Source organism: Modestobacter caceresii, assembly GCF_000761485.1.
In the GTDB taxonomy this organism is placed as follows: domain Bacteria; phylum Actinomycetota; class Actinomycetes; order Mycobacteriales; family Geodermatophilaceae; genus Modestobacter; species Modestobacter caceresii.
In genome coordinates, this window is sequence record NZ_JPMX01000038.1 from 1 (window position 1) to 20,661 (window position 20,661).

The window sequence follows — 20,661 nt, forward strand, 5'->3', positions numbered from 1 at the left end:
GACACGCTCACCGTCGCCCCCGACGCCGACAACCCGTCCCAGCTCCCGACCGGCAACGTCTGCTGCGTGGTGATCGACCGGCAGCCCAGCAAGGTGTTCTGCCCGGGATCGTCCACGTCGATGGCGAAGACGCACACCCGGTGCGCTCCCGGGGCCACCGTCGTGCTCGTGGAGAAGCCGTGCGCATCCCCCACCCCCGGGTACGCCTTCCCCACGTCCGGCCGGGCACCGTCAGCGGTCAGCGACCTCCCCTGGCCGTCCACGTAGACGTGCACCTGCCCGGACACCGTCGGCTGATCCGGGTCGAAGGCCCACCCACTCACCGACAACGTCGAACCCGACGCCGACAGCCCGTCCCAACTGGCCACCGGGAGGGTGTTCGCCGGCCGCACCTCCACCGACGCGGTGGCACCGATGCCGGTGACCTTCACCCTGAACTGGCCACCGGCCAGCAGGACCTCCGCGCCGACCGGCAGCACCGCGACCGTGTCCTTGGTCCACGACGACGCGCTGGACGGTGTTGCGTCCAGCAGCAGCGAGGAGTCACCGGCACCTGCATGGGCCCGGCGCACGAGCACACCCGGCTGGACGCCGACCACGTTGGCCGACGTGGTGAGCCAGCTGTCCTGCCCGCTGCCCGGCCGGAACTCCAGCCAGTAGGCGACCTTGCTGGAGGCGGTCAGCTTCACCGCTCGCGTGCCGCTGGACCCGGAGATGGGTGAGAGCGTGTGGACCCCCGCCCCGCTGGCCGGGGTCACCTCCACCTGCTGCGCGGCCGGCAGGACGCCCAGGGCGCTCGCGTGGAGAGCGCTCAGGCTCCCCACCTGGCCCCAGGAGATCCCCATGACGTCGTAGTAGTCACGGTAGGAGCTGACCTGACACGTCGAGGACGCCGACTCCTCCACCGTCGCCGAGCACTGGAGCTGCGACGAGTGGTTCAGCCCCATGTTGTGCCCGAACTCGTGTGCCACCACCGAGGTGGCCGGGGCCTGGACGTAGGCGAGCCCGCCGCTGTCGATGCTCGTGCCCAGGGTGCCCAGGCCGTAGCTGCAGCCCGGCGCCCCGGAGGGCACGTAGACGAGGAGGTGCTTGCGTGCGCCCGCGGTCCAGCCCGCCCGATCGGCGGCAGCCTGCCACAGGGCGAACGGGTCGCTGCAGGTGGCGGTCGTCGTCGCCCAGTCGAACCCGGCCACCACGCCGAAGCGCGCTGCGCCGGCGGACTGCTGCTCCCAGAAGTCGCCCACCGCGCCGTTCACCACGTTCGTCAGGGTCGCGAGGGTGGTGGAATCGCGGGCGAAGCCCCCGGGCTGCATCAGCACGACGGTGACCTCGTGGTTGACCGCGGCCACCGTGGGGGCCGTCACCGGCTCCTCGGATGCGGCGAGGACCTCAGCGGCGACGAGTTCGTGTGCCGGCTCCAGCCCCTCCACCGCGGCGGTGTCCTGGACCTCGGCACCCAGGGTCACCTGGACGGTGGCACCCGTCTCCACGTCCGTCACGTCACCGGTGGAGACCCGGACCGTGTCGCCGGACTCGGTCTGCACCCAGCTGAGCAGTGTGTCGTCGTGTCCGGCCTCGTCGTGCTCGGCCGCATCGTGCTCGGCTTCCGCCTCGTGGCCCGAGTCGGACGGAGCCGGGTCCGCGTAGGCCTGCACCAGCTCACCCAGCACGATGTCACCGGGCTCGGGCGCGGCCGCGTCGTCCGCCGCTTCCACGGTGGTCGTCGCCGGCACCTCGGTCGTGACCGGTGCCTCGGTCGTCGCCGGTGCCTCGGTCGTCGTCGGCGCCTCGGTCGTGACCGGCGCCTCGGAGGTCAGCGGCGCCGCAGAGGTCGCCGGTGCCTCGGTCGCCGTGGGTGCCTCGGTCGCGTCGGCGGTGACGGTCGGGGTGGCCGATGACACGTCGTCCGCGCGGGCGTGGCCCGGGCCGGTCGCGAGCATCCCAGCCAGCACGACTGAGACCGTGACCAGTCCTCCGGAACGGAGGCGCAGTCGGTGGTGGAAGTGCACGGGGAGCTCCTGACCGAGAAGGGATCTCGATCAGGATCGGCACGATCACCGCAGAACTGGAGTGGACGATCCCAGGCCGCCCACGGGCTCCCGGCCGGGACGCTCGGGGGCAGCGCCCCGGGGGTCAGCTGTGCTCGTCCTCGATCCCCATCAGCCGGCGGCCGGCCTCGGTGATCGACCCGGACAGCGACGGGTAGATCGCGAAGGTCTGCGCCAGGTCCCCGGCGGTCAGGCCCTTCGTGACCGCGAGCGCGATCGGCAGGATCAGCTCCGACGCGCCCGGCGCGACCACGACACCGCCAACGACGACGTCGGTGGAGCGGCGGGTGAACAGCTTGACGAACCCGCTGTGCAGGTCGCCCATCTTGGCCCGGGCGTTGGTGGCCAGCGGCAACCGGACGACCTCGACGTCGGCGTCCTCGGTCAGCGTCTTCTCCTGCACGCCGACGGTGGCGATCTCCGGGTGGGTGAAGACGTTGGCCGAGACGGTCTTCAGCCGGATCGGCGCGACCGCCTCGCCGAGGGCGTGCCACATGGCGATCCGGCCCTGCATGGCCGCGACGGAGGCCAGCTGGAAGACCCCGGTCACGTCGCCGGCGGCGTAGACGCCGGCAACGGTGGTGCGGGACACCCGGTCGACGACGACGTGCCCGGCCGGCGTGAGCTCGACCCCACAGGCCTCCAGGTTCATCCCGCCGCTGTTGGGGACGGTGCCCACGGTCATCAGCGCGTGCGACCCCTCGACGACGCGGCCGTCGGTCAGCTCCACCCGGACGCCCTTCTCGGTGCGCACGACCTTCTCCGCGCGGCTGCGCTCGGCGATCCGGCCACCTCGGGACTGGAAGACCTCCTCGACGACGGCCGCAGCGTCCGCGTCCTCCCCGGGGAGCACCTGGTCGCGCGAGGACACCAGGGTGACCGGCACGCCGGCCTCCAGGTAGCCGGAGGCGAACTCCGCCCCGGTGACGCCGGAGCCGATCACGATCAGGTGCTCGGGCATCTCGTCGAGCTCGTAGACGTCGCGCCAGGACAGGATCCGCTCACCGTCCGGCTCGGCGCCCGGCAGCACCCGCGGGTCGGCGCCGGTGGCGATGAGCACCACGTCGCCCTCGATCGTCTCGGCGACCTGCCCGTCGGCGTCCACGACCTCGACCCGGTGCACGGTCAGCCCGCGCGCCTCGTCGGCGAGCCGGGCCGAGGCACGGATGATCCGCACCCCCTCGGACTCCAGGCGGTGGTGGATGTCCGAGGACTGGGCGACCGCCAGCCCCTTGATCCGGCTGTTCACCGTCGCCAGGTCGAGAGCCGCACGGCCCAGCTCGGTACCGGTGACCCCCAGGGCGACGGAGTCGCGCACCCAGGTCATCGCACCGGCGGAGGCGATGAAGGTCTTGGACGGCACACAGTCGGTCAGCACGCTGGCACCGCCGATGCCGTCGCGCTCGACGACGGTGACGTCCGCGCCGAGCTGGACGGCGACGAGCGCGGCCTCGTACCCGGCCGGGCCGCCGCCGATGATCACGATGCGGGTCATGGGTGCTGCTCCCAGTGCTGGACCGATGTGTGCACCCGCCATTGTCCCTGTTGCCGTGTCCGCCGTCGCCCACCCACGCGGGCGGGCACCGTACGGCGTGCTCGTTACGCTCGTGCCGATGGGCGTCCATGCGGTGGACGGGTCGAACGCGAACTGAGGACGACGTGACCACCGAGCAGCAGAGGCCGGGCGACCTGTGGGGACAGCTGGTCCGCTTCGTCGTCGTCGGCCTGTTGAGCGCCGTCGTCGACCTCGCCGTCTACACCCTCGCCCTGCACCTCGGCCTGTGGGTGCACGCCGCCCGGGCACTGAGCTTCATCTGCGGCACGACCACCGCCTATGCACTGAACCGGCGGTGGGCGTTCCGGGTGGCAGGCGGCCGCAACCGGGCGCTCGGCTTCACGCTGCTCTACAGCACGACCTTCTTCGTCATCCTCGGTGTGAACGCGCTCGCGCTCGCCGTCTTCCCCGAGCGCTCGTGGACCATCACGCTGGCCTGGGCGATCTCCCAGGGGTTCGGCACGGCGGTCAACTTCGTGATGCTGCGGACCGTCGTCTTCCGGAGCTGAGGGTCACGCCGGGGAGGTCCCGAAGGCGTCCAGCAGCCGGCGGGCGGCCAGCGCCGGGGTGAGCTCGCCGGCCAGCACCGCCGTCTCCAGCTCCGGCGCCGCCGACCGCACCGCGGGGTGCTCGCGCAGCTGGTGCTCCAGCCCGTCGCGGACCAGCTGCCAGGTCCAGCGCACCTGCTGCGTCCGGCGCCGCTCGTCGAGCTGCCCCGCGGCCCGCATCCGGTCCTGGTGCTGGACCACCGCGGTCCAGACCTCGGCCAGCCCCGCGCCGCTGAGCCCCGCACAGGTGAGCACGGGGACGGCTTCGCCGCGCAGCATCCGCATGGCCCCGGCCAGCTCGCGGGCGGCGCGGCGGGCGTCGACCTCCCCCGGACCGTCGGCCTTGTTGACCGCGATGACGTCGGCGATCTCCAGGATGCCGCGCTTGATCCCCTGCAGCTGGTCGCCGGTGCGGGCCAGGGTGAGGAAGAGAAAGGAGTCGACCATCTCCGCGACGGCGACCTCCGACTGGCCGACGCCGACGGTCTCCACGAGGACGACGTCGTGACCGGCCGCCTCGACCACGACCATCGACTCCCGGGTCGCCTGGGCCACCCCGCCCAGCGTGCCGGCGGTCGGGGCGGGGCGGATGAACGCGTTCGGGTCGACGGCGAGGCGGGCCATCCGGGTCTTGTCGCCCAGGATCGAGCCACCGGACCGGGCCGACGACGGGTCGACGGCGAGCACCGCCACCTTCGACCCGGCCGCGGTGAGGTCGACGCCGAGGGAGTCGATGAACGTCGACTTCCCGACCCCGGGGACCCCGCTGATCCCCACCCGCCGGGCGTTCCCGGCGTGCGGCAGCAGCTGCACCAGCAGCTCCTGGGCGGCCTCCCTGTGGTCGGCGCGGCGCGACTCGACCAGCGTGATCGCCCGCGCCATCGCCCGCCGGTCCCCGGCGAGCACCCCCTCGGTCAACCCGGGGACGTCGACGGACCGGCCGACCGAGGGGCCAAAGTCGCGACTTTGGCCCTCCGTCACGAGTGGCCGAGCCGGGTGGAGAGGGTGCGGAGCAGGTCCTGTGCAGCGTCGGCGATCACCGTGCCGGGCGGGAAGACGGCGGCCGCGCCCATCTCCTTCAGGGTCGGGACGTCGTCCGGCGGGATCACCCCGCCCACCACGACCAGGACGTCGTCGGCCCCGAGCTCGGCGAGGGCGTCGCGCAGCGCGGGCACCAGCGTGAGGTGGCCGGCGGCGAGCGAGGAGACGCCGACCACGTGCACGTCGGCCTCGACGGCCTGCCGGGCGACCTCCTCCGGCGTCTGGAACAGCGGGCCGACGTCGACGTCGAACCCGAGGTCGGCGAAGGCGGTGGCGATCACCTTCTGCCCGCGGTCGTGCCCGTCCTGGCCCATCTTGGCCACCAGAATCCGGGGACGACGGCCCTCGGCCTCGGCGAACGCCGACGCCAGCGCACGGGTCTCGTCCACCGGGCCCGCTCCCCCTGCCTCGTCTCGGTACACGCCGGAGATGGTGCGCACCTGGCCGGAGTGCCGCCCGTAGACCGCCTCCAGCGCGTCGGAGATCTCCCCCACCGTCGCCTTCGCCCGTGCGGCGTCGACGGCGAGCGCGAGCAGGTTCGCCGACAACTCGTCCCCGCGCCGTCCCTCCGCCGCAGCGCGGGCCGCGTCGGTCAGCCGGCCCAGCGCCTCGGTGACCGCGGCCCCGTCCCGCGAGGCGCGCAGCTCGGCCAGCTTGGCCTTCTGCTGCGCCAGCACGTCGGCGTTGTCGACCCGGAGCACGTCCACCGCCTCGTCGGCCTCGACCCGGTACTTGTTCACCCCGATCACCGGCTGGCGGCCGGAGTCGATCCGGGCCTGGGTGCGGGCCGCGGCCTCCTCGATCCGCAGCTTCGGGATGCCGTCGTCGATCGCCTGCGCCATGCCCCCGTGCTCGGCGACCTCCTGGATGTGCGCCCAGGCGCGGCGGGCCAGGTCGTAGGTCAGCTTCTCCACGTACGCCGACCCACCCCACGGGTCGATGACCTGCGTCGTCCCGGACTCCTGCTGGAGCAGCAGCTGGGTGTTGCGGGCGATCCGGGCGGAGAAGTCCGTCGGCAGCGCGAGCGCCTCGTCCAGGGCGTTGGTGTGCAGCGACTGGGTGTGCCCTTGGGTGGCGGCCATCGCCTCCAGGCAGGTGCGGACGACGTTGTTGTAGACGTCCTGCGCGGTCAGCGACCAGCCCGAGGTCTGGCAGTGGGTGCGCAGCGACATGGACTTGTCCTTGGTCGCCCCCGCCTCCTTCACCAGCTTCGCCCACAGCAGCCGGCCGGCCCGCAGCTTGGCGACCTCCATGAAGAAGTTCATGCCGATGCCCCAGAAGAAGCTCAGCCGGGGCGCGAAGGCGTCGACGTCCAGCCCCGCCGCCTTGCCGGCCTGCAGGTACTCCACCCCGTCGGCGAGGGTGTAGGCCAGCTCCAGGTCGGCCGTCGCCCCGGCCTCCTGGATGTGGTAGCCGGAGATGGAGATCGAGTTGAACCGCGGCATCTGCGTGGAGGTGAACCGGAAGATGTCGCTGATGATCTGCATCGAGGGCTTCGGCGGGTAGATGTAGGTGTTGCGGACCATGAACTCCTTGAGGATGTCGTTCTGGATCGTCCCCGTGAGCTGGTCCGGGCTCACCCCCTGCTCCTCCGCGGCGACGACGTAGAGCGCCAGCACCGGCAGGACGGCGCCGTTCATGGTCATCGAGACGCTCATCTTGTCCAGCGGGATGCCGTCGAAGAGCTGCCGCATGTCCAGGATCGAGTCGATCGCCACCCCGGCCATCCCGACGTCGCCGACCACGCGCGGGTGGTCGGAGTCGTAGCCGCGGTGGGTGGGCAGGTCGAAGGCGACCGACAGGCCCTTCTGCCCGGCGGCCAGGTTGCGCCGGTAGAAGGCGTTGGACTCCGACGCAGTGGAGAACCCGGCGTACTGCCGCACCGTCCACGGCTGGGTCGTGTACATCGTCGGGTAGGGCCCGCGCAGGTAGGGCGCGATGCCCGGGAGGGTGTCCAGGAAGTCGACGTCGGCCAGGTCGGCGGCGGTGAACAGCGGCGGGACGGCGATCCCCTCCGGCGTCTGCCAGGTCGCCTCGCCGACGTCCCGGCCGGTGGCGTCGGCGTAGGCCTTCGCCCAGTCCTCCGGCGTCGCCGTCGGCTGCGGGCGGCCCAGCTCCAGGTCGCCGAAGTCGGGGATCGCGCTCATGCCGACACCTCCTGGTCAGGACCACCGAAATGGCCATTCTGGTGGTCGGGGAGGAGGTCGGCGAGGACCGTCGTCAGGACCTCCAGGGCGTCGCACCCGGCGTGCACGTAGCCGTCGACCCCGTCCACGCCCAGGGACGGCGGCCCGGCCAGCCAGACCTGGGTGGCGCCGGCGGCCCGCAGCTCTGCGGCGAGCGGGGCGGCGGAGTCGGCGTAGTCCCGGTCGGTGCCGCAGATGCAGGCCACCGTCGTCCCGGCGAGGCCGTCCACCCCGTCCCCGGTCGGCGCCGCCAGCCCCCCGGCACCGAACAGGTTGGCCGCGAACGTGGCCCGGGCGGTGTGCCGGGCGACCGGCCCGATCGTGGCCAGGTGCACCCGCGGGCGGGCATCGACGGACTCGACCCGGTCGCGCAGCTGCTCGAACGCCTGCGCGGCCCGCACCCGCGGCAGCCCGCCCGGGGCGGGCGGCAGCGCCTCGGCGGCCGGACGGCGGCTGGGCAGCACCTCGGTCGGGTTCGGGAACTCGGTGACGCCGGTGATCGCGTCGGTGCGGTGCGCCACCCGCTCCTGCCGCTCCGCCCAGGCAGCGCCGATGCGGTCGGCGACCAGCCCGGAGGAGAGCGCTGCGGCCAGCCCGCCGGCCCGCTCGACCTCGGTGAACCAGGACCAGGCGGCCTGGGCGAGGGACTCGGTGAGCGACTCGACGTACCAGGAGCCGCCGGCCGGGTCGAGCACCCGGGCGAGGTGCGCCTCCTCCACCAGCAGGCTCTGGGTGTTGCGGGCGATCCGCCGGGCGAAGGCGTCGGGCAGCCCGAGCGCGGCATCGAAGGGCTGCACCGTCACCACGTCGGCACCGCCGACGCCCGCGGCGAAGCAGGCGACCGTGGTGCGCAGCATGTTCACCCACGGGTCGTGCCGGGTGACCATCACGTTCGAGGTGACCGCGTGCTGGCGCATCGCCCGCGCCTCGGCCGGCACGCCGCTGGCCTCGCCGACCCGGTCCCACAGCCGGCGCGCCGCCCGCAGCGCGGCGATGGTGGTGAACTGGTCGGCGCTGGCAGAGAGCCGGAACTCCAGCTGGCCGAAGGCATCGGCGACGTCCAGCCCGCCGTCGGTGAGCGCCCGCAGGTAGGCCACCGCGGCGGCGACCGCACACCCGAGCTCCTCCACCACCGAGCCCCCGGCGTCGGCGAACACCGTGCCGTCGACGACGACGGTGCGCCAGCCCGCGGGGGCGCGGCGGGCCAGGTCGGCCAGGCCGGTGAGGTCCTGCGGCTCCCCCGTCGCGGCCTGCACGCCCAGCGGGTCCAGCCCCAGGCAGCCGCCGGGCGCCAGGTCGGTGCGCCCCTCGACCAGCGCGAGGAACGCCTCCGCCGCCGGCACCCCGCCCTGCAGCGTCACCGGTGCCAGGTCCAGCAGGACGTCGGCCAGCACCTCGCCCAGCGCGTCGGCCGGCACCGCACCGTCGCCGACCACCAACCACAGCGAGGAGACGCCGTTCTCCAGGTCGGCGGCGATCGCTTCCCGGGTGCGCGCCACGTCGGGGTCGGCGTGCCGCTGCCGCACGTCCCAGCCGGCCGGGACGTCGAGGTCGGCGCCCCCGGCCGCGGTCACCCCGGCGGCACCGGCCCGGGACCCGCGGACGAACGGCGGGAGCCCCGGTACGCCGGCCAGCGCTGGCAGGTCCCCGGCGTCCTCGGCGGTGTAGAGCGGGGCGACGGTCACCCCGGTGGCGACGGTGCGCGCCAGCGCGTCCTCCACCGGCTCGGGCAGCTCGTCCCGGCCGGCCTTGCGCAGCACCCCGGCCACCAAGTCACGCCACTGGTCCCGGCTGGCCGCGGGGAACTCCCCGGCCAGGGTCAGCAGCTCGGGCGCGGCCGGCTCGGCCGGCGGGCCCGTGGGGCGCTGGTCGGTGGAGCTCATCATCGGGTCCCCGCCTCTCAGGTGCCTGAGGGAAGTGCGTCGGAAGAGGTCTACAGGGCCGGGCCGACGGGAGTACCAGCGGGTACGGCATCGGCCGCCAGCGCGTGCAGCGCCGTGCGGGCCAGCAACCGCACCCCCACCCTGATCGCCCGCTCGTCGACGTCGAAGGTGCCGCGGTGCAGGTCCAACGTCTCGCCGCTGCCGTGCGTGCCCAGCCGGGCGAGCGCGATCGGCAGCACCTCGGCGAACCAGCCGAAGTCCTCCCCGCCCATGCTCTGCGGGGACAGCGCCACGCCCTCGCTGCCCACCGTCTCCAGCGCGGCGGAGCGGAGCAGGGCCACGCTGCGCGGGTCGTTGACCACCGGCGGCACCCCGCGCACGTAGTCGATCGACACCCGGGCTCCCGAGGCGGTCGCGACGTCGGTGACCAGCCGGCGCACGAGCTCCTCGGCCTCGCTCCACACCGCGCGGTCGAGCACCCGCAGCGTGCCGCGCAGCTGCCCGGTCTCCGGGATGGTGTTGGCCGCCACCCCCGCGCTGATCGCACCCCACACCAACGACACGCCGGCCCGCGGGTCGACCAGCCGGGACAGCAGCCCGGGCACCTCGGTGACCACCTGGCCCATCGCGTGCACCAGGTCGACGGTCAGCTGCGGCCGGGCGGTGTGCCCACCGGGGCCGGTGAGCGTCACCTCCACCCGGTCACAGGCCGCGGTGATGGCCCCGGTGCGCAGCCCGACCGACCCTGCCGTCAGCGAGGGGTCGCAGTGCAGTGCGAACGCGCGGGTCGCACCGGCCAGCACGCCTTCGTCGAGGACCTCCAGCCCCCCACCGGGCACCTGCTCCTCGGCGGGCTGGAAGACGCACCGGACGGTGCCGGGCAGCTCGTCCAGCGAGGCCAGCGCCAGCGCGACCCCGAGCAGCACGGTGGTGTGCACGTCGTGGCCGCAGGCGTGGCAGAGCCCCTCGCGGGTGGAGGCGTACGGGACGTCCTTGAGGTCGGCCAGCGGCAGCGCGTCGATGTCGGCGCGCAGCACGACGACCGGCCCGGCGTCCGGGTCGCCCCCGACGTCACAGACCAGCCCGGTGCCGGACTTCAGCCGGCGGGGCGCGAGGCCCGCCGCGGTGAGCCGCTGCTCCAGGAAGGCGGTGGTCTCGTGCTCGACGAAGCCCAGCTCGGGGTGGGCGTGCAGGTGCCGGCGGACGGCGACCAGCTCGTCCTGGTGTGCCTCCGACCAGGCGTCGACGGTCTGGCCATGGAGCTCCACCGCGCTGGTCGTCTCCCCGCCGCTCACGCCGTCCCCGTCGTCGGCAGCCCGTCACGGAGCTCGGCGAGCAGGCTGTCGACCACCGGCGGGAGCTCACCGTCGTGCGCGGCGGCCACGGCGCGCTGGCGCTGGTACGAGGCGCCGGCGTCCAGCACCCGCCGGACGTCGAGGAGCTGGTCCTCGCAGCCGAGCTTGCGGGCGGTCGGCAGCAGCTCCTCGACCACGTCGGCGATCGCCTCGCGCACCGGGCGCACGGTGGCCTTCTCGTCGACGACGATCTCGGCGTCCAGCCCGTAGCGCACCGCCCGCCACTTGTTCTCCCGCACGACCCAGTCCGCCGGCGAGGGCAGGGTGTAGCCACGGTCGAGCTGGGTGTCGAACTGCTCGACCAGGCACTGGGCGAGCGCGGCGACGGCACCGATCTCGTCGAGGGTGGGCAGGCCGTCGCAGATCCGCAGCTCGACGGTGCCGAAGTCCGGGTGCGGGCGGATGTCCCACCACACCTCGCGGACGCTCTCGATCGCGCCGGCGTCGATCAGCGTGCCCATGTACTCCTCGAACTCACCCCAGTCGGCCAGCTGGTAGGGCAGCCCGGCGGTCGGCATCGCCTCGAACACCTTGGTGCGGGCCGACGCCAGCCCGGTGTCGCAGCCGGACCAGTAGGGCGAGGACGCCGACAGCGCCAGGAAGTGCGGCACGTACTGGGTGAGCGCGTTCACGATCGGGATGATCTTGTCGGGCGAGCGGACGCCGACGTGCACGTGCACCCCGAAGATCTGCAGGCGCCGGGCCGGCCACTGCATCCGCTCGACGAGCTCCGCGTAGCGCTCCTTCGGCGAGATCTCCTGGCTGTCCCACCGGGTGAAGGGGTGGCTGCCGGCGCACATGACGCCCAGACCGCGCCGCTCGGCGGCGGCGACCACCTCGGCCAGGGTGCCGGCCAGGTCGGCCTTCGCCTCGGCGACGGTGGTGCAGACCCCGGTGATGATCTCGATCGTCGACTGCAGCAGCTCGTGCTTGGCCTTGGGGTGCTCGTCGAGGCCCTCGGGGGTCAGCTCGGCGAGGATCTCGGTGGCGCCGGAGGTCAGCTCGCGGGTCTGGGGGTCGATGAGCTGCAGCTCCCACTCCACTCCCAGGCTGGCGCGCTCGGACGAGTGGAAGGGGATCTGCACCCCGCGAGTCTAGAGAGGGCAGCGGCCCCCCGCCGGACGATGAGCAACCCGCCCGCCCTTCCTATGCTCACGGGGTGAGCCAGCCGACCCCCGCGCACCCTGCCGATCCCGCCGCCCTCGCCGCCCAGGCGGCCGAGCAGCTGACCACCACCCTGGGCGAGGGCCACGACGTCGCCGTGGTGATGGGCTCGGGCTGGGCCCCGGCCGCCGACGCCTTCGGCGAGACGCTGGCCAGCGTGGCCATCGGCGACCTGCCCGGGTTCGCCGCCCCGACCGTCACCGGGCACGGCGGGGAGATCCGCTCGGTGCAGGTCGGCGCGCGCAAGGTGCTGCTCTTCCTCGGCCGCACGCACCTCTACGAGGGCCGCGGGGTCGAGCCGGTGGTGCACGGCATCCGCACCGCCGCCGCGGCCGGGGTGCGCACCGTCGTCCTCACCAACGCCGCCGGCGGTCTGGCCCCCGACCACCGGGTCGGGCAGGCGGTGCTGATCAGCGACCACCTGAACATGACCGCCCGCTCGCCGCTGGTGGGCGCCACCTTCGTCGACCTCACCGACCTGTACTCCGCCCGGCTGCGCACGCTCGCCAAGGAGATCGACCCGTCGCTGACCGAGGGCGTCTACGCGGCGCTGCCCGGCCCGCACTTCGAGACCCCGGCCGAGATCCGGATGCTCACCACGCTGGGTGCGGACCTGGTCGGCATGTCCACCGCGCTGGAGGCGATCGCCGCCCGGGCGGCCGGGATGGAGGTGTTCGGCCTGTCGATGGTCACCAACGCCGCCGCCGGCATCACCGGCGAGGCGCTGGACCACCTCGAGGTGCTGGAGGCGGGCAAGGCCGCGGCCGGCCGGCTCGGGGCCTTTCTCGTGGACCTGATCGGGCGGATGCCGTGACCGGGCCGGTCCTGGTCACCGGCGCCGCCGGCGGGCTCGGGACGGCGCTGCGCGGCGGGCTGCCGGAGCGCGGCTGGGCGGTGCGCAGCCTGGACGTGGTGCCGATCGAGGACCCCCGCCCGGGCGAGGAGCACCTGGTGGCCGACGCCGCCGACCTGCCCGCGGTGACCGGGGCGGCGCAGGGCGCCGCCGCCGTGGTCCACCTGGCCGGCATCCTCGGCGAGGCGACCTGGCCGGCGATCGTCCGCTCGCACATCGAGACCACCCGCACCGCGCTGGAGGCCGCCCGGAAGGCCGGCGTCCCCCGCGTGGTGCTGGCCAGCAGCAACCACGCCAGCGGCTTCACCCCCCGGCCGGCGTCTGGCCTGCTCACCGAGGCCGACGCTCCCCCGCGCCCGGACACCTACTACGGGGTGGCCAAGGTGACCATGGAGGCGCTCGGCTCGCTGTACGCCGACCGGTACGGCCTGGACGTCGTCTGCCTGCGGATCGGCAGCGCCTTCCCGCGGCCGACCACGGTCCGCCAGCTGGCCACCTGGCTCTCCCCCGGCGACACCGTGCGGCTGGTCGACGCGGCGCTGCGCGCGCCCTCCCCCGGCTTCCGGGTGGTCTGGGGCGTCTCGGCGAACACCCGCGGCTGGTGGGACCTCACCGCCGCCCGTGCGCTGGGCTACGAGCCGGCCGACGACGCGGAGGCCTACGCCGCCGAGCTGATCGCCGCCCAGGGCGAGGCGGACCCGGCCGACCCGGTGCACGCCCGGGTCGGCGGGGAGTACACGCTGCCCGGTGTGGACGTCGACGTGGTCGAGGCAGCGCAGGGGCCGGTCCAGCCGAGCGGGGGACCGCGATGACCGACCTGCAGGCCACCGCCCGCGCCTGGGCCGCCGCCGATCCGCACGCCGGTGACCGCGCGGAGATCGAGGCCCTGGTCGACGCAGGTGACGCGACCGAGCTGCAGCGCCGGTTCACCGGCCCGCTGACCTTCGGCACCGCCGGGCTCCGCGGCCCGCTGCGCGCCGGCCCGGCCGGGATGAACGCCGCCGTGGTCAGCCGCGCGGCCGCCGGGCTGGCCCGGTACCTCACCGACACCGGCCAGGGCGGGCGCGGCGTGGTCATCGGCTACGACGCCCGGCACCGGTCCGACGAGTTCGCGCACGTCTCTGCCGCCGTCCTCACCGGCGCCGGGTTCGCCGTCTCGGTACTGCCCCGCCCGCTGCCCACGCCGGTGCTGTCCTACGCCGTCCGGCACCTGGGCTCGGTCGCCGGGGTGATGGTCACCGCCAGCCACAACCCGCCGCAGGACAACGGCTACAAGGTCTACCTCGCCGACGGTGCCCAGCTGGTGCCGCCGGCCGACCGGGAGATCGAGGCCGCGATCGCGGCCACCGGCCCGGCCCGCGACATCCCGCTCGGGGACGACTGGACCACCCTCGGCGACGACGTCGAGGCCGACTACGTCGCCGCGGTGGTGCGTGCCCTGGAGCCCGGCCGGGTGGACGCCGCGGCCCGCCGACGTCTCGTGGTGGCCTACACCGCGATGCACGGCGTGGGTTCGGCGACCACCCAGCGGGTGTTCGAGGCCGCCGGCTTCGCCGCGCTGCACTGCGTCCCGGAGCAGGACCGGCCCGACCCGGCGTTCCCGACGGTCGCCTTCCCCAACCCGGAGGAGCCGGGCGCGGTCGACCTGCTGACCGCGCTGGCCGACCGCACCGGCGCCGACGTCGCGATCGCCGAGGACCCGGACGCCGACCGCTGCTCGGTGGTGGTCGGTGGGCGGCAGCTGACCGGCGACGAGGTGGGGGTGCTGCTGGGCGACTGGCTGCTCCGCCGGGGCGTGCGCGGCACCTACGCGAACTCGCTGGTCAGCGGCTCGCTGCTGGGCACGATCGCCGGAGCGCACGGCGTGCCGTTCGAGCAGACGCCGACCGGCTTCAAGTGGATCATCCGGGCCGGGTCGGCGGCGGCGCCGCTGGTCTTCGGCTACGAGGAGGCGCTGGGCTACGCGGTGTCACCGTCGGTCGCGCACGACAAGGACGGCGTCTCCGCCGCCCTGGCGGTGGCGCTGCTGGCCGCCGAGCTCGCCGTCGACGGCCGCACGCTGACCGACCGGCTCGACGAGCTGGCGGTCGAGCACGGCCTGTACGCCACCGGCCAGTACTCGGTGCGGGTCGAGGACCTGACGCTGATCTCCGCCGCGATGACCCGGCTGCGCGCCCAGCCGCCGGCCCAGCTGCTCGGCCGGCAGGTCGAGGTGGTGGACCTGCAGCACGCCGATCCCCCGCTGGACGCGGTCCGGCTGACCGGCGAGGGAGTGCGGGTGATCGTGCGCCCCAGCGGCACCGAGCCGAAGCTCAAGGCCTACCTGGAGACCGTCGTCTCGGTGCCCGACGCCGCCGGACTGCCGGCGGCCCGCAGCCAGGGCACGGACCAGCTGGACCGGCTGCGCGCGGAGATGGCCACCGCCCTCGGGCTGTGACCGCTCGGCGTCAGCCCCAGTAGGGCGGCCGTTCCGGCTCGGGTGCCGGCTCCGGCAGCGGCTGCTGGCCGACGGTCGGAGCCGCGGACGGCGGCGGGCCGTACCGGTTGGGGCCGCCGTCGCCGCGAAGGAAGCCGGTGATCACCAGCAGCGCCACCTGGCCGAACAGCGGCACCAACCCGATCAGCAGCCACCACGCGGACATGCCGCGGTCGTGCAGCCGGGTGGCGCCACTGGAGATCGACGCCGGCGCCGCCAGCAGCCCGATCGTCGTCACGATCGGCCCGTAGCCGGTCTCGCCCATGGCGATGCTCTCCAGCGAGCTGTTGCCGAGGGCCACGTCGGCCATCAGGGCCAGCACGCTGAGCACCCCGATGGGCAGGGCGTACTGCAACCACCAGGTGCGCCGGTCGATGCGCCCCCGGCGCACGTACCACTGCCAGAAGTCCACGGGTCCAGTCTGCCTCGCCGAGCGCCGGTCAGCGAGGAGGTGACCCGTACCGGTTCGGCTGCGGCTGCGTGCCGAGGAAGCCACAGGTGATGAGGAGGACCAGCCAGCCGAACACGGGGAACAGGCCCCACAGCAGCCACCAGGCCGAGTGGTCGCGGTCGTGCAGCCGGGTCACCATCGCGGCGATGTTCGGCACGGTCAGCACCAACGCGACGATCGCGGTGACCGGCCCGCCCTCGGTGGGGAAGAACCAGAGGACGTCGGCGAGATCGGCAGAGCCCGGCCGGTCCTCGAACCGTGGGGAGCTGTCCGGGAACCACTGTGCGTCCACCACCGAGGCCATCAGCCCGAGCAGGGCGATGAGCAGGACGTACCGGACCCACCAGTCGCTCCGCCGGATCCGCCCGGTGGGCACGTACCAGCCGAGCAGGCCGCCGCGGCCGTCGTTCCCGCTCATCCCCCGACGGTCTCCCGGCAGCCGGTCGCCAACGACCGTTGCGCCGCCTCCAGCACCCGGACGACGTCCCGCCCGAAGGTGACGTCGCACGGGTGCGCCCCGCCGGTCAGCGCAGCGGCCTGCAGCTCGTCGACGGCCACCGCGTGGGCCTCGACCGCGGTACCGGACTCGGGCAGCAGCACCAGCCGGCCGGCGTCCCCGTGCACCCAGATGTCGATGCCGGTGGCCAGCTCGGCCACGGTCGCCGAGACGGTCACCGTGCTCGCGCGGCCCTCGGGGTGGGTGAGCACCAGGTGGACCGTGTCGCCCTGCCCGGCGCCGGCCTGCACCGCGCTCACCGGCCCGAGCGCCGGGACCAGGAGGGAGAGCGCGTGCGGTCCGACGTCCCACAGCGCGCCGTGCTCCAGCCGCCACGGCGTCTCGAACGGCGAACCCGCCAGCCGGCCCAGCCAGGTGACCGCCCCGCCGGCCAGGGCGATGCGCGATGCCTGCTCGAGCCAGGTGGAGGTCGCCGTCCGGAAACGGTTGGTGAAGAAGACCACCGAGGCGACCCCGGCGTCCTCGACCGCGGCGACCACCCGGTCGGCTGCAGCGACCGACAGCGCCACCGGCTTCTCCAGCAGCAGGTGCTTGCCCGCCGCCGCCGCGCGCTCGGCGAGCGGCGCCTGCACGTCCGGCGGCAGCGCGAAGCTGACCGCGTCGACGTCGGCGAGCAGGGCGTCGAGGTCGTCGGTGCCGGGGACCTCGAACTGCGCCCCGGCCGCCTTCGCCTTGGCCAGGTCCCGGCCCCACACGCCGACCAGCTCGGCGCCCGGGTGCCCGGCCAGCGAGGTGGCGTGCACCTCGGTCGCCCAGAAACCGGTGCCGAGCACGCCGAACCGCATGCTCAGACCGCGCCGAACTGGCGGTCCCCGGCGTCACCCAGGCCGGGGACGATGTAGGCGTTCTCGTTGAGCCGCTCGTCGACGCTGGCGGTGAAGACGCGCAGCGGCAGGCCGCTGGCCTCCAGCCGCTCCAGCCCCTCGGGGGCGGCCAGCGCGCAGAGCACGGTGATGTCGGAGCAGCCGCGGTCGGTGAGCAGCGAGCAGCAGTGCACCAGCGAGCCGCCGGTGGCCAGCATGGGGTCGAGCACGAAGACCTGGCGGCCGACGAGCGACTCGGGCAGCGAGGCCATGTAGGCCTCCGGCTGGAAGGTCACCTCGTTGCGGGCCAGCCCGACGAAGCCCATCTGCGACTCCGGCAGCATCCCGTGCGCGGTGTCGGCCATGCCGAGGCCCGCGCGCAGCACCGGCACGATCAGCGGCGGTGCGGCCAGCCGGTAGCCGGTGGTGTCGGTGACCGGGGTGGTGATCGGCTCCTCGGCGACGGCGAGGTCGCGGCTGGCCTCGTAGACCAGGATCTGGGTGAGCTCCCGCAGCGCGGCCCGGAAGGCGGCGTTGTCGGTGCGCTCGTCGCGCATCCGCGACAGTCGGGCGCGGGCGATCGGGTGGTCGACGACGGTCAGCTGCACGGCGCACACCGTATCGGCCTGCGGCTGCAGGTCAGGAGCGGAGCCGGGCAGCGGCCGGCCTCCCCGACCCCCGGCCCGGTGACCCCGGACGCCGAGACCGGTCGCCCGGTGGCCAGCAGCAGGAGGTCGCCGGCGGTGCCGCACACCTCGGGTCCGTCGCCTCCCACCCAGGCGGTGTCGGTGGCCACGAGGCGGAGCCCGCTCATCCGCCGGGCCGGGCGGCCGTAGAAGACGTTGGACCAGACGTGCTCCAGCGCCGGGACGGCGAGGTCGGGTGGTGTCGGCAGCCGGCGGCCGAGTGGGCGGGCGATGTCCTGGCTGTGCACGAGGACGTCGACCAGCGGGTCCCATCGGCTGGACATCCCGACCCGGCGGTCGAGCGCCGCGGTCTCGCGCAACTGCGCGGTGAGCACGGTCGGCGGGTGTGCAGCGGCGCGTTCCCGGGCGGCGCGGGCCTCGGCCCGGTCGAAGTCGCCGCGGGCCCGCAGGATGCGCAGCACCATGCCGGCGGTGGACTGCCGGGTGGAGAGGGTCAGGTGGGCCAGCACGTCGTGCACCGTCCAGCCGACGCAGAGCGAGGCCGTCGTCCACTCGTGGTCCTGGAGGGTGTCGAGCAGGTCGGCGAGCACCCGCCGCTGAGCAGCGACCTCGGGGAGCATGGCGACGCGGGGTTCGGGCACGGGTTCCTCACACGGGACGGTGGACATCGGTCGGGTCGAGGACTCCCGTGCCACCACGAACTCATCGCACCCGGACGTCGTGCTCATCGAGTCCGACCCGGTCCCGCCGAGCGGGCAGGCTGAGGGGCATGGCTCGCGGACCACGCACCCCCACCGGCCGTGCACTGGCGGCATTCGGCCTGGTCGCCTTGTCCGCCTGGGTCGTCTTCATCGTGATCGAGTTGGCCACCGTGCCCGAGCCCGGTGCACCGACCGTGGACGCACTGGCCATCCAGGCAGCGTCGTCGCTCACCCAGGGGGACGCCGAGGCGCTGCAGGCTCTCCTGGTGGACGACGCCCCCGCTGACTACGCCGAGGAGCTCCTCGCCGGACTCCCCGCCACCGAAGGCGATCTAGAGGCCGCGGTCCGGGACTCCGGCCGAGGTGACGTCATCGTGGTGCGCGGGCCGGCAGGCAGCGACAGCTGTCTCGCATGGCAGGTGGTCCCCGAGGACGACCGCTACCTCCTCGGCGTCATCCCACCTGTCGACGGCTGCTGACCGGGGACATCTCCGCCACTGGCCAACGCAGGCAGGGACAGACGCCGGGCACCACAGTCGGCGAACGCGCAAGGCCGGTCGCCCCCCGGAAGAGGCGTGCACGACTCCGTGCCGATGCGTCGGGAGGTGGAGCCGGCCGACGCGGTCAGTGCTGGGCGTCGACGCGTCCGGTGTGGACCAGCACGGCGGCGGCCAGGGGCTCCACCACCGCGGATGGCAGTGCGTGCCCCATCCCCGGCACGGTCGCGACGGTGGCGCCGGAGATGGCCTCAGCGACGCGATGGGCCGCCGGCGGTGGGTTGATCGGGTCGTTCGGCGCCTCGATGACCAACGTCGGGACGGTCACCCGGGCGAGTTCCGCGCCGCGGGCCAGGCCGGCCTGGTCGGCTCGCGCGTGCGCCGCCGTGTTGTCGTGCCGACCGGCGTGGTCGATGACCTGTTCCTCCATGAGGCGGAACTCCTCGGCGTCGAAGGGGATGCCTGCACCGTTCAGCAGCCGCCAGTGGCCCACCCGCCAGGCGACCTCGGTGTCCCGGTCGCGTGGGTCCGCGAGGTGCTGCCACAGCTCCAGCAGCCGAGGGTCGGTGTCGGTGAAGGCTGCGGGAGCGGCGCCGTCCTGGCCTGCGCCCTCCAACGCTGCCGTTGCGAAGAGGGTGGCCGAGAGCAGGCGGTCCGGGTGGTCGAGCAACAGCAGTTGGACGAGCGTGCCGCCCATCGACATCCCAACCACGTGGGCACGTCCGATGCCGAGCGCGTCCAGGACGGCGACCGCATCATCGGCGAGGTCCCGGACCGCGTACGGCTGGACGTCGAAGGTCCAGGTGGACCGTCCCGTGTCGCGGTGGTCGTAGCGGATGACGCGGTGCCGCTCACCGAGAGCGCGCACGAGGTCGGCCGGCCACGTGAGGCCCGAGGCATTGGCGCCCATGATCAGCAGCAGCGGCGACCCGTCCGGGCAGCCCGTCTCCTCGACCCAGAGCCGGACGTCCGGCGCGACGTCGACGATCCTCTCCACCGGGGCATCCGACCACGGCGCGGAGACCCACCGCGACGGATTTGCCGACCGAGCCGACTCGCACCGCCGCAGGCAGAGCGCACACGTCGTCGACCGCCCCGGAGTCGTGGGACGCCCGACCAGGCCGTCAGGTCAGCGGTGGACCGATGAGGATCTCGGTGTCGTCGGGGCGCCAGGTGCGCCATCGTCCGCCGGGATCTCGTTCCACCCGGAAGCCGTGGTGGACCTTGGTGTGGTGCCGTTCGCACAACAGGGCTGAGTTCTGCAGCGAGGTCTCTCCGCCGTGGAGCCAGTGGATCAGGTGGTGGACGTCGCACCACCAGCTCGGGGCGCCGCAGCCGGCGAACACACAAACCTTGTCCCGCCGCTCCACGGCCTTCCGCAGCCCGGGGGTCACCACCCGGTGGTCCCGTCCCAGGTCCAGCGGCACCCCGTCGGGGCCCATCACGATCCGGGAGATGCTGCCGTCACAGGCCAGGTAACGGGCCCGCGCGGCGGAGATCGTCGCCCCGAACCCGGTGCTCGCCGCCCCGGCACCCGTGGCCGGGTCCACGAGGTGGTCGAGGTCGATGCCCACGACCACGTGCGGCCTGACGGTCCGCAGGATCGGCAGGTCCCCGGAGGCGAGCTGGTTGTCACACAACTGCACGAGGGCGTCGGCGTTCTGCTGCGCGCGGGTCCGCTCATCACCTCTTGGGCGGTCGGCCTGCACGATCGACTCGATCGCGGCCTGCACCTTCTCCCCACCCACGGCGTCCAGGTCGAACCGGCCGGTGATGCTGCCGTCGGCGTGCTTGGCGATCGTGAGCCGGCGACCCTCCGTCGGGTCGGGCTCGGAGCCGTCGGGGTCGAGTGCGTCCTCGAAGGCCTGCACCGCGGCCACCAGCGACTGGTGCGGCGACTCGGCCGCCACGCGCGCCCACACCTGGTCGAACGCGG

The 20,661-nt window shown here is 74.1% G+C and carries 19 protein-coding genes; 5 read left to right on the forward strand and 14 right to left on the reverse strand.

The genetic code is table 11. From position 1 onward, the window contains the following. Window positions 1–1,952 (reverse strand): zinc-dependent metalloprotease family protein (locus IN07_RS25155; protein WP_197058418.1); only part of this gene is annotated, 1,952 nt, incomplete at its 3' end. A 181-nt stretch (window positions 1,953–2,133) separates the two neighbouring features. Next, window positions 2,134–3,543 (reverse strand): NAD(P)H-quinone dehydrogenase, encoded by a 1,410-nt coding sequence (locus IN07_RS09550; protein WP_036335442.1) that lies wholly within the window; start codon window positions 3,541–3,543, stop codon window positions 2,134–2,136. Window positions 3,544–3,707: 164 nt separating this feature from the next. On the opposite strand from IN07_RS09550, the gene IN07_RS09555 reads away from it, so the two are divergent. Next, window positions 3,708–4,112 (forward strand): GtrA family protein, encoded by a 405-nt coding sequence (locus IN07_RS09555; RefSeq protein WP_231558073.1) that lies wholly within the window; start codon window positions 3,708–3,710, stop codon window positions 4,110–4,112. Window positions 4,113–4,115: 3 nt separating this feature from the next. Here the strand turns inward: IN07_RS09555 and meaB are convergent, their stop codons facing one another. From meaB to IN07_RS09580, 5 genes are read right to left on the reverse strand one after another with little or no spacing between them, the layout of a single operon-like run. Next, window positions 4,116–5,132, reverse strand: a complete 1,017-nt coding sequence (gene meaB / locus IN07_RS09560) for a methylmalonyl Co-A mutase-associated GTPase MeaB (protein WP_052091075.1) — start codon at window positions 5,130–5,132, stop codon at window positions 4,116–4,118. Continuing rightward, a complete protein-coding gene (scpA, locus tag IN07_RS09565; protein WP_036335445.1) occupies window positions 5,129–7,339 on the reverse strand; it encodes a methylmalonyl-CoA mutase in 2,211 nt (736 codons plus the stop codon). The genes meaB and scpA overlap by 4 nt, the downstream gene beginning before the upstream one ends. Beyond that, on the reverse strand, window positions 7,336–9,261 hold the full coding sequence (locus tag IN07_RS09570; protein WP_036335446.1) for a methylmalonyl-CoA mutase family protein: 1,926 nt from the start codon (window positions 9,259–9,261) through the stop codon (window positions 7,336–7,338). Before IN07_RS09570 ends, scpA begins: the two co-directional genes overlap by 4 nt. Before the next feature lie 50 nt (window positions 9,262–9,311). Then, window positions 9,312–10,556, reverse strand: a complete 1,245-nt coding sequence (locus IN07_RS09575; protein WP_231558074.1) for an amidohydrolase — start codon at window positions 10,554–10,556, stop codon at window positions 9,312–9,314. Continuing rightward, window positions 10,553–11,701 carry a glutamate--cysteine ligase gene (locus IN07_RS09580; RefSeq protein ID WP_036335447.1) on the reverse strand — a complete coding sequence of 383 codons (1,149 nt, stop codon included), beginning with the start codon at window positions 11,699–11,701 and terminating at the stop codon, window positions 10,553–10,555. Before IN07_RS09580 ends, IN07_RS09575 begins: the two co-directional genes overlap by 4 nt. 74 nt (window positions 11,702–11,775) lie before the next feature. Between IN07_RS09580 and IN07_RS09585 the strand changes: the two genes are divergently transcribed. Genes IN07_RS09585 through IN07_RS09595 form a run of 3 tightly spaced genes read left to right on the forward strand, consistent with a single transcriptional unit; the run spans window position 11,776 to window position 15,070 of the window. Continuing rightward, on the forward strand, window positions 11,776–12,594 hold the full coding sequence (locus IN07_RS09585; RefSeq protein WP_036335448.1) for a purine-nucleoside phosphorylase: 819 nt from the start codon (window positions 11,776–11,778) through the stop codon (window positions 12,592–12,594). Beyond that, the gene (locus IN07_RS09590) at window positions 12,591–13,445 is read left to right on the forward strand and encodes an NAD-dependent epimerase/dehydratase family protein (protein WP_036335449.1); all 855 of its coding nucleotides are present in this window, start codon (window positions 12,591–12,593) and stop codon (window positions 13,443–13,445) included. Before IN07_RS09585 ends, IN07_RS09590 begins: the two co-directional genes overlap by 4 nt. After that, window positions 13,442–15,070, forward strand: a complete 1,629-nt coding sequence (locus tag IN07_RS09595; RefSeq protein WP_036335450.1) for a phospho-sugar mutase — start codon at window positions 13,442–13,444, stop codon at window positions 15,068–15,070. Before IN07_RS09590 ends, IN07_RS09595 begins: the two co-directional genes overlap by 4 nt. Before the next feature lie 10 nt (window positions 15,071–15,080). Here IN07_RS09595 and IN07_RS09600 read toward each other — a convergent pair whose 3' ends face one another. Genes IN07_RS09600 through IN07_RS09620 form a run of 5 tightly spaced genes read right to left on the reverse strand, consistent with a single transcriptional unit; the run spans window position 15,081 to window position 18,168 of the window. Continuing rightward, complete coding sequence (locus tag IN07_RS09600; RefSeq protein ID WP_052091076.1) at window positions 15,081–15,521, reverse strand: DUF805 domain-containing protein; 441 nt, start codon at window positions 15,519–15,521, stop codon at window positions 15,081–15,083. Between the two features lie 28 nt (window positions 15,522–15,549). Beyond that, on the reverse strand, window positions 15,550–15,978 hold the full coding sequence (locus IN07_RS23920) for a DUF805 domain-containing protein (protein ID WP_052091077.1): 429 nt from the start codon (window positions 15,976–15,978) through the stop codon (window positions 15,550–15,552). Then, window positions 15,975–16,862, reverse strand: a complete 888-nt coding sequence (locus IN07_RS09610) for a Gfo/Idh/MocA family protein (protein WP_036335451.1) — start codon at window positions 16,860–16,862, stop codon at window positions 15,975–15,977. Before IN07_RS09610 ends, IN07_RS23920 begins: the two co-directional genes overlap by 4 nt. A gap of 2 nt (window positions 16,863–16,864) precedes the next feature. Beyond that, on the reverse strand, window positions 16,865–17,488 hold the full coding sequence (upp, locus tag IN07_RS09615; RefSeq protein WP_036335473.1) for a uracil phosphoribosyltransferase: 624 nt from the start codon (window positions 17,486–17,488) through the stop codon (window positions 16,865–16,867). Then, window positions 17,479–18,168, reverse strand: a complete 690-nt coding sequence (locus IN07_RS09620) for a maleylpyruvate isomerase family mycothiol-dependent enzyme (RefSeq protein WP_231558075.1) — start codon at window positions 18,166–18,168, stop codon at window positions 17,479–17,481. Before IN07_RS09620 ends, upp begins: the two co-directional genes overlap by 10 nt. A gap of 128 nt (window positions 18,169–18,296) precedes the next feature. Between IN07_RS09620 and IN07_RS09625 the strand changes: the two genes are divergently transcribed. Beyond that, window positions 18,297–18,707, forward strand: coding sequence for a hypothetical protein (locus tag IN07_RS09625; protein ID WP_036335452.1), 411 nt, complete (start codon window positions 18,297–18,299; stop codon window positions 18,705–18,707). Window positions 18,708–18,852: 145 nt separating this feature from the next. On the opposite strand, the gene IN07_RS09630 is transcribed toward IN07_RS09625, so the two are convergent. Both IN07_RS09630 and IN07_RS09635 read right to left on the reverse strand, forming a co-directional pair. Continuing rightward, window positions 18,853–19,722, reverse strand: coding sequence for an alpha/beta fold hydrolase (locus IN07_RS09630; RefSeq protein ID WP_036335453.1), 870 nt, complete (start codon window positions 19,720–19,722; stop codon window positions 18,853–18,855). Window positions 19,723–19,849: 127 nt separating this feature from the next. Continuing rightward, window positions 19,850–20,661: HNH endonuclease signature motif containing protein (locus IN07_RS09635; protein ID WP_231558076.1), on the reverse strand; the 812-nt coding region annotated here is incomplete at its 5' end.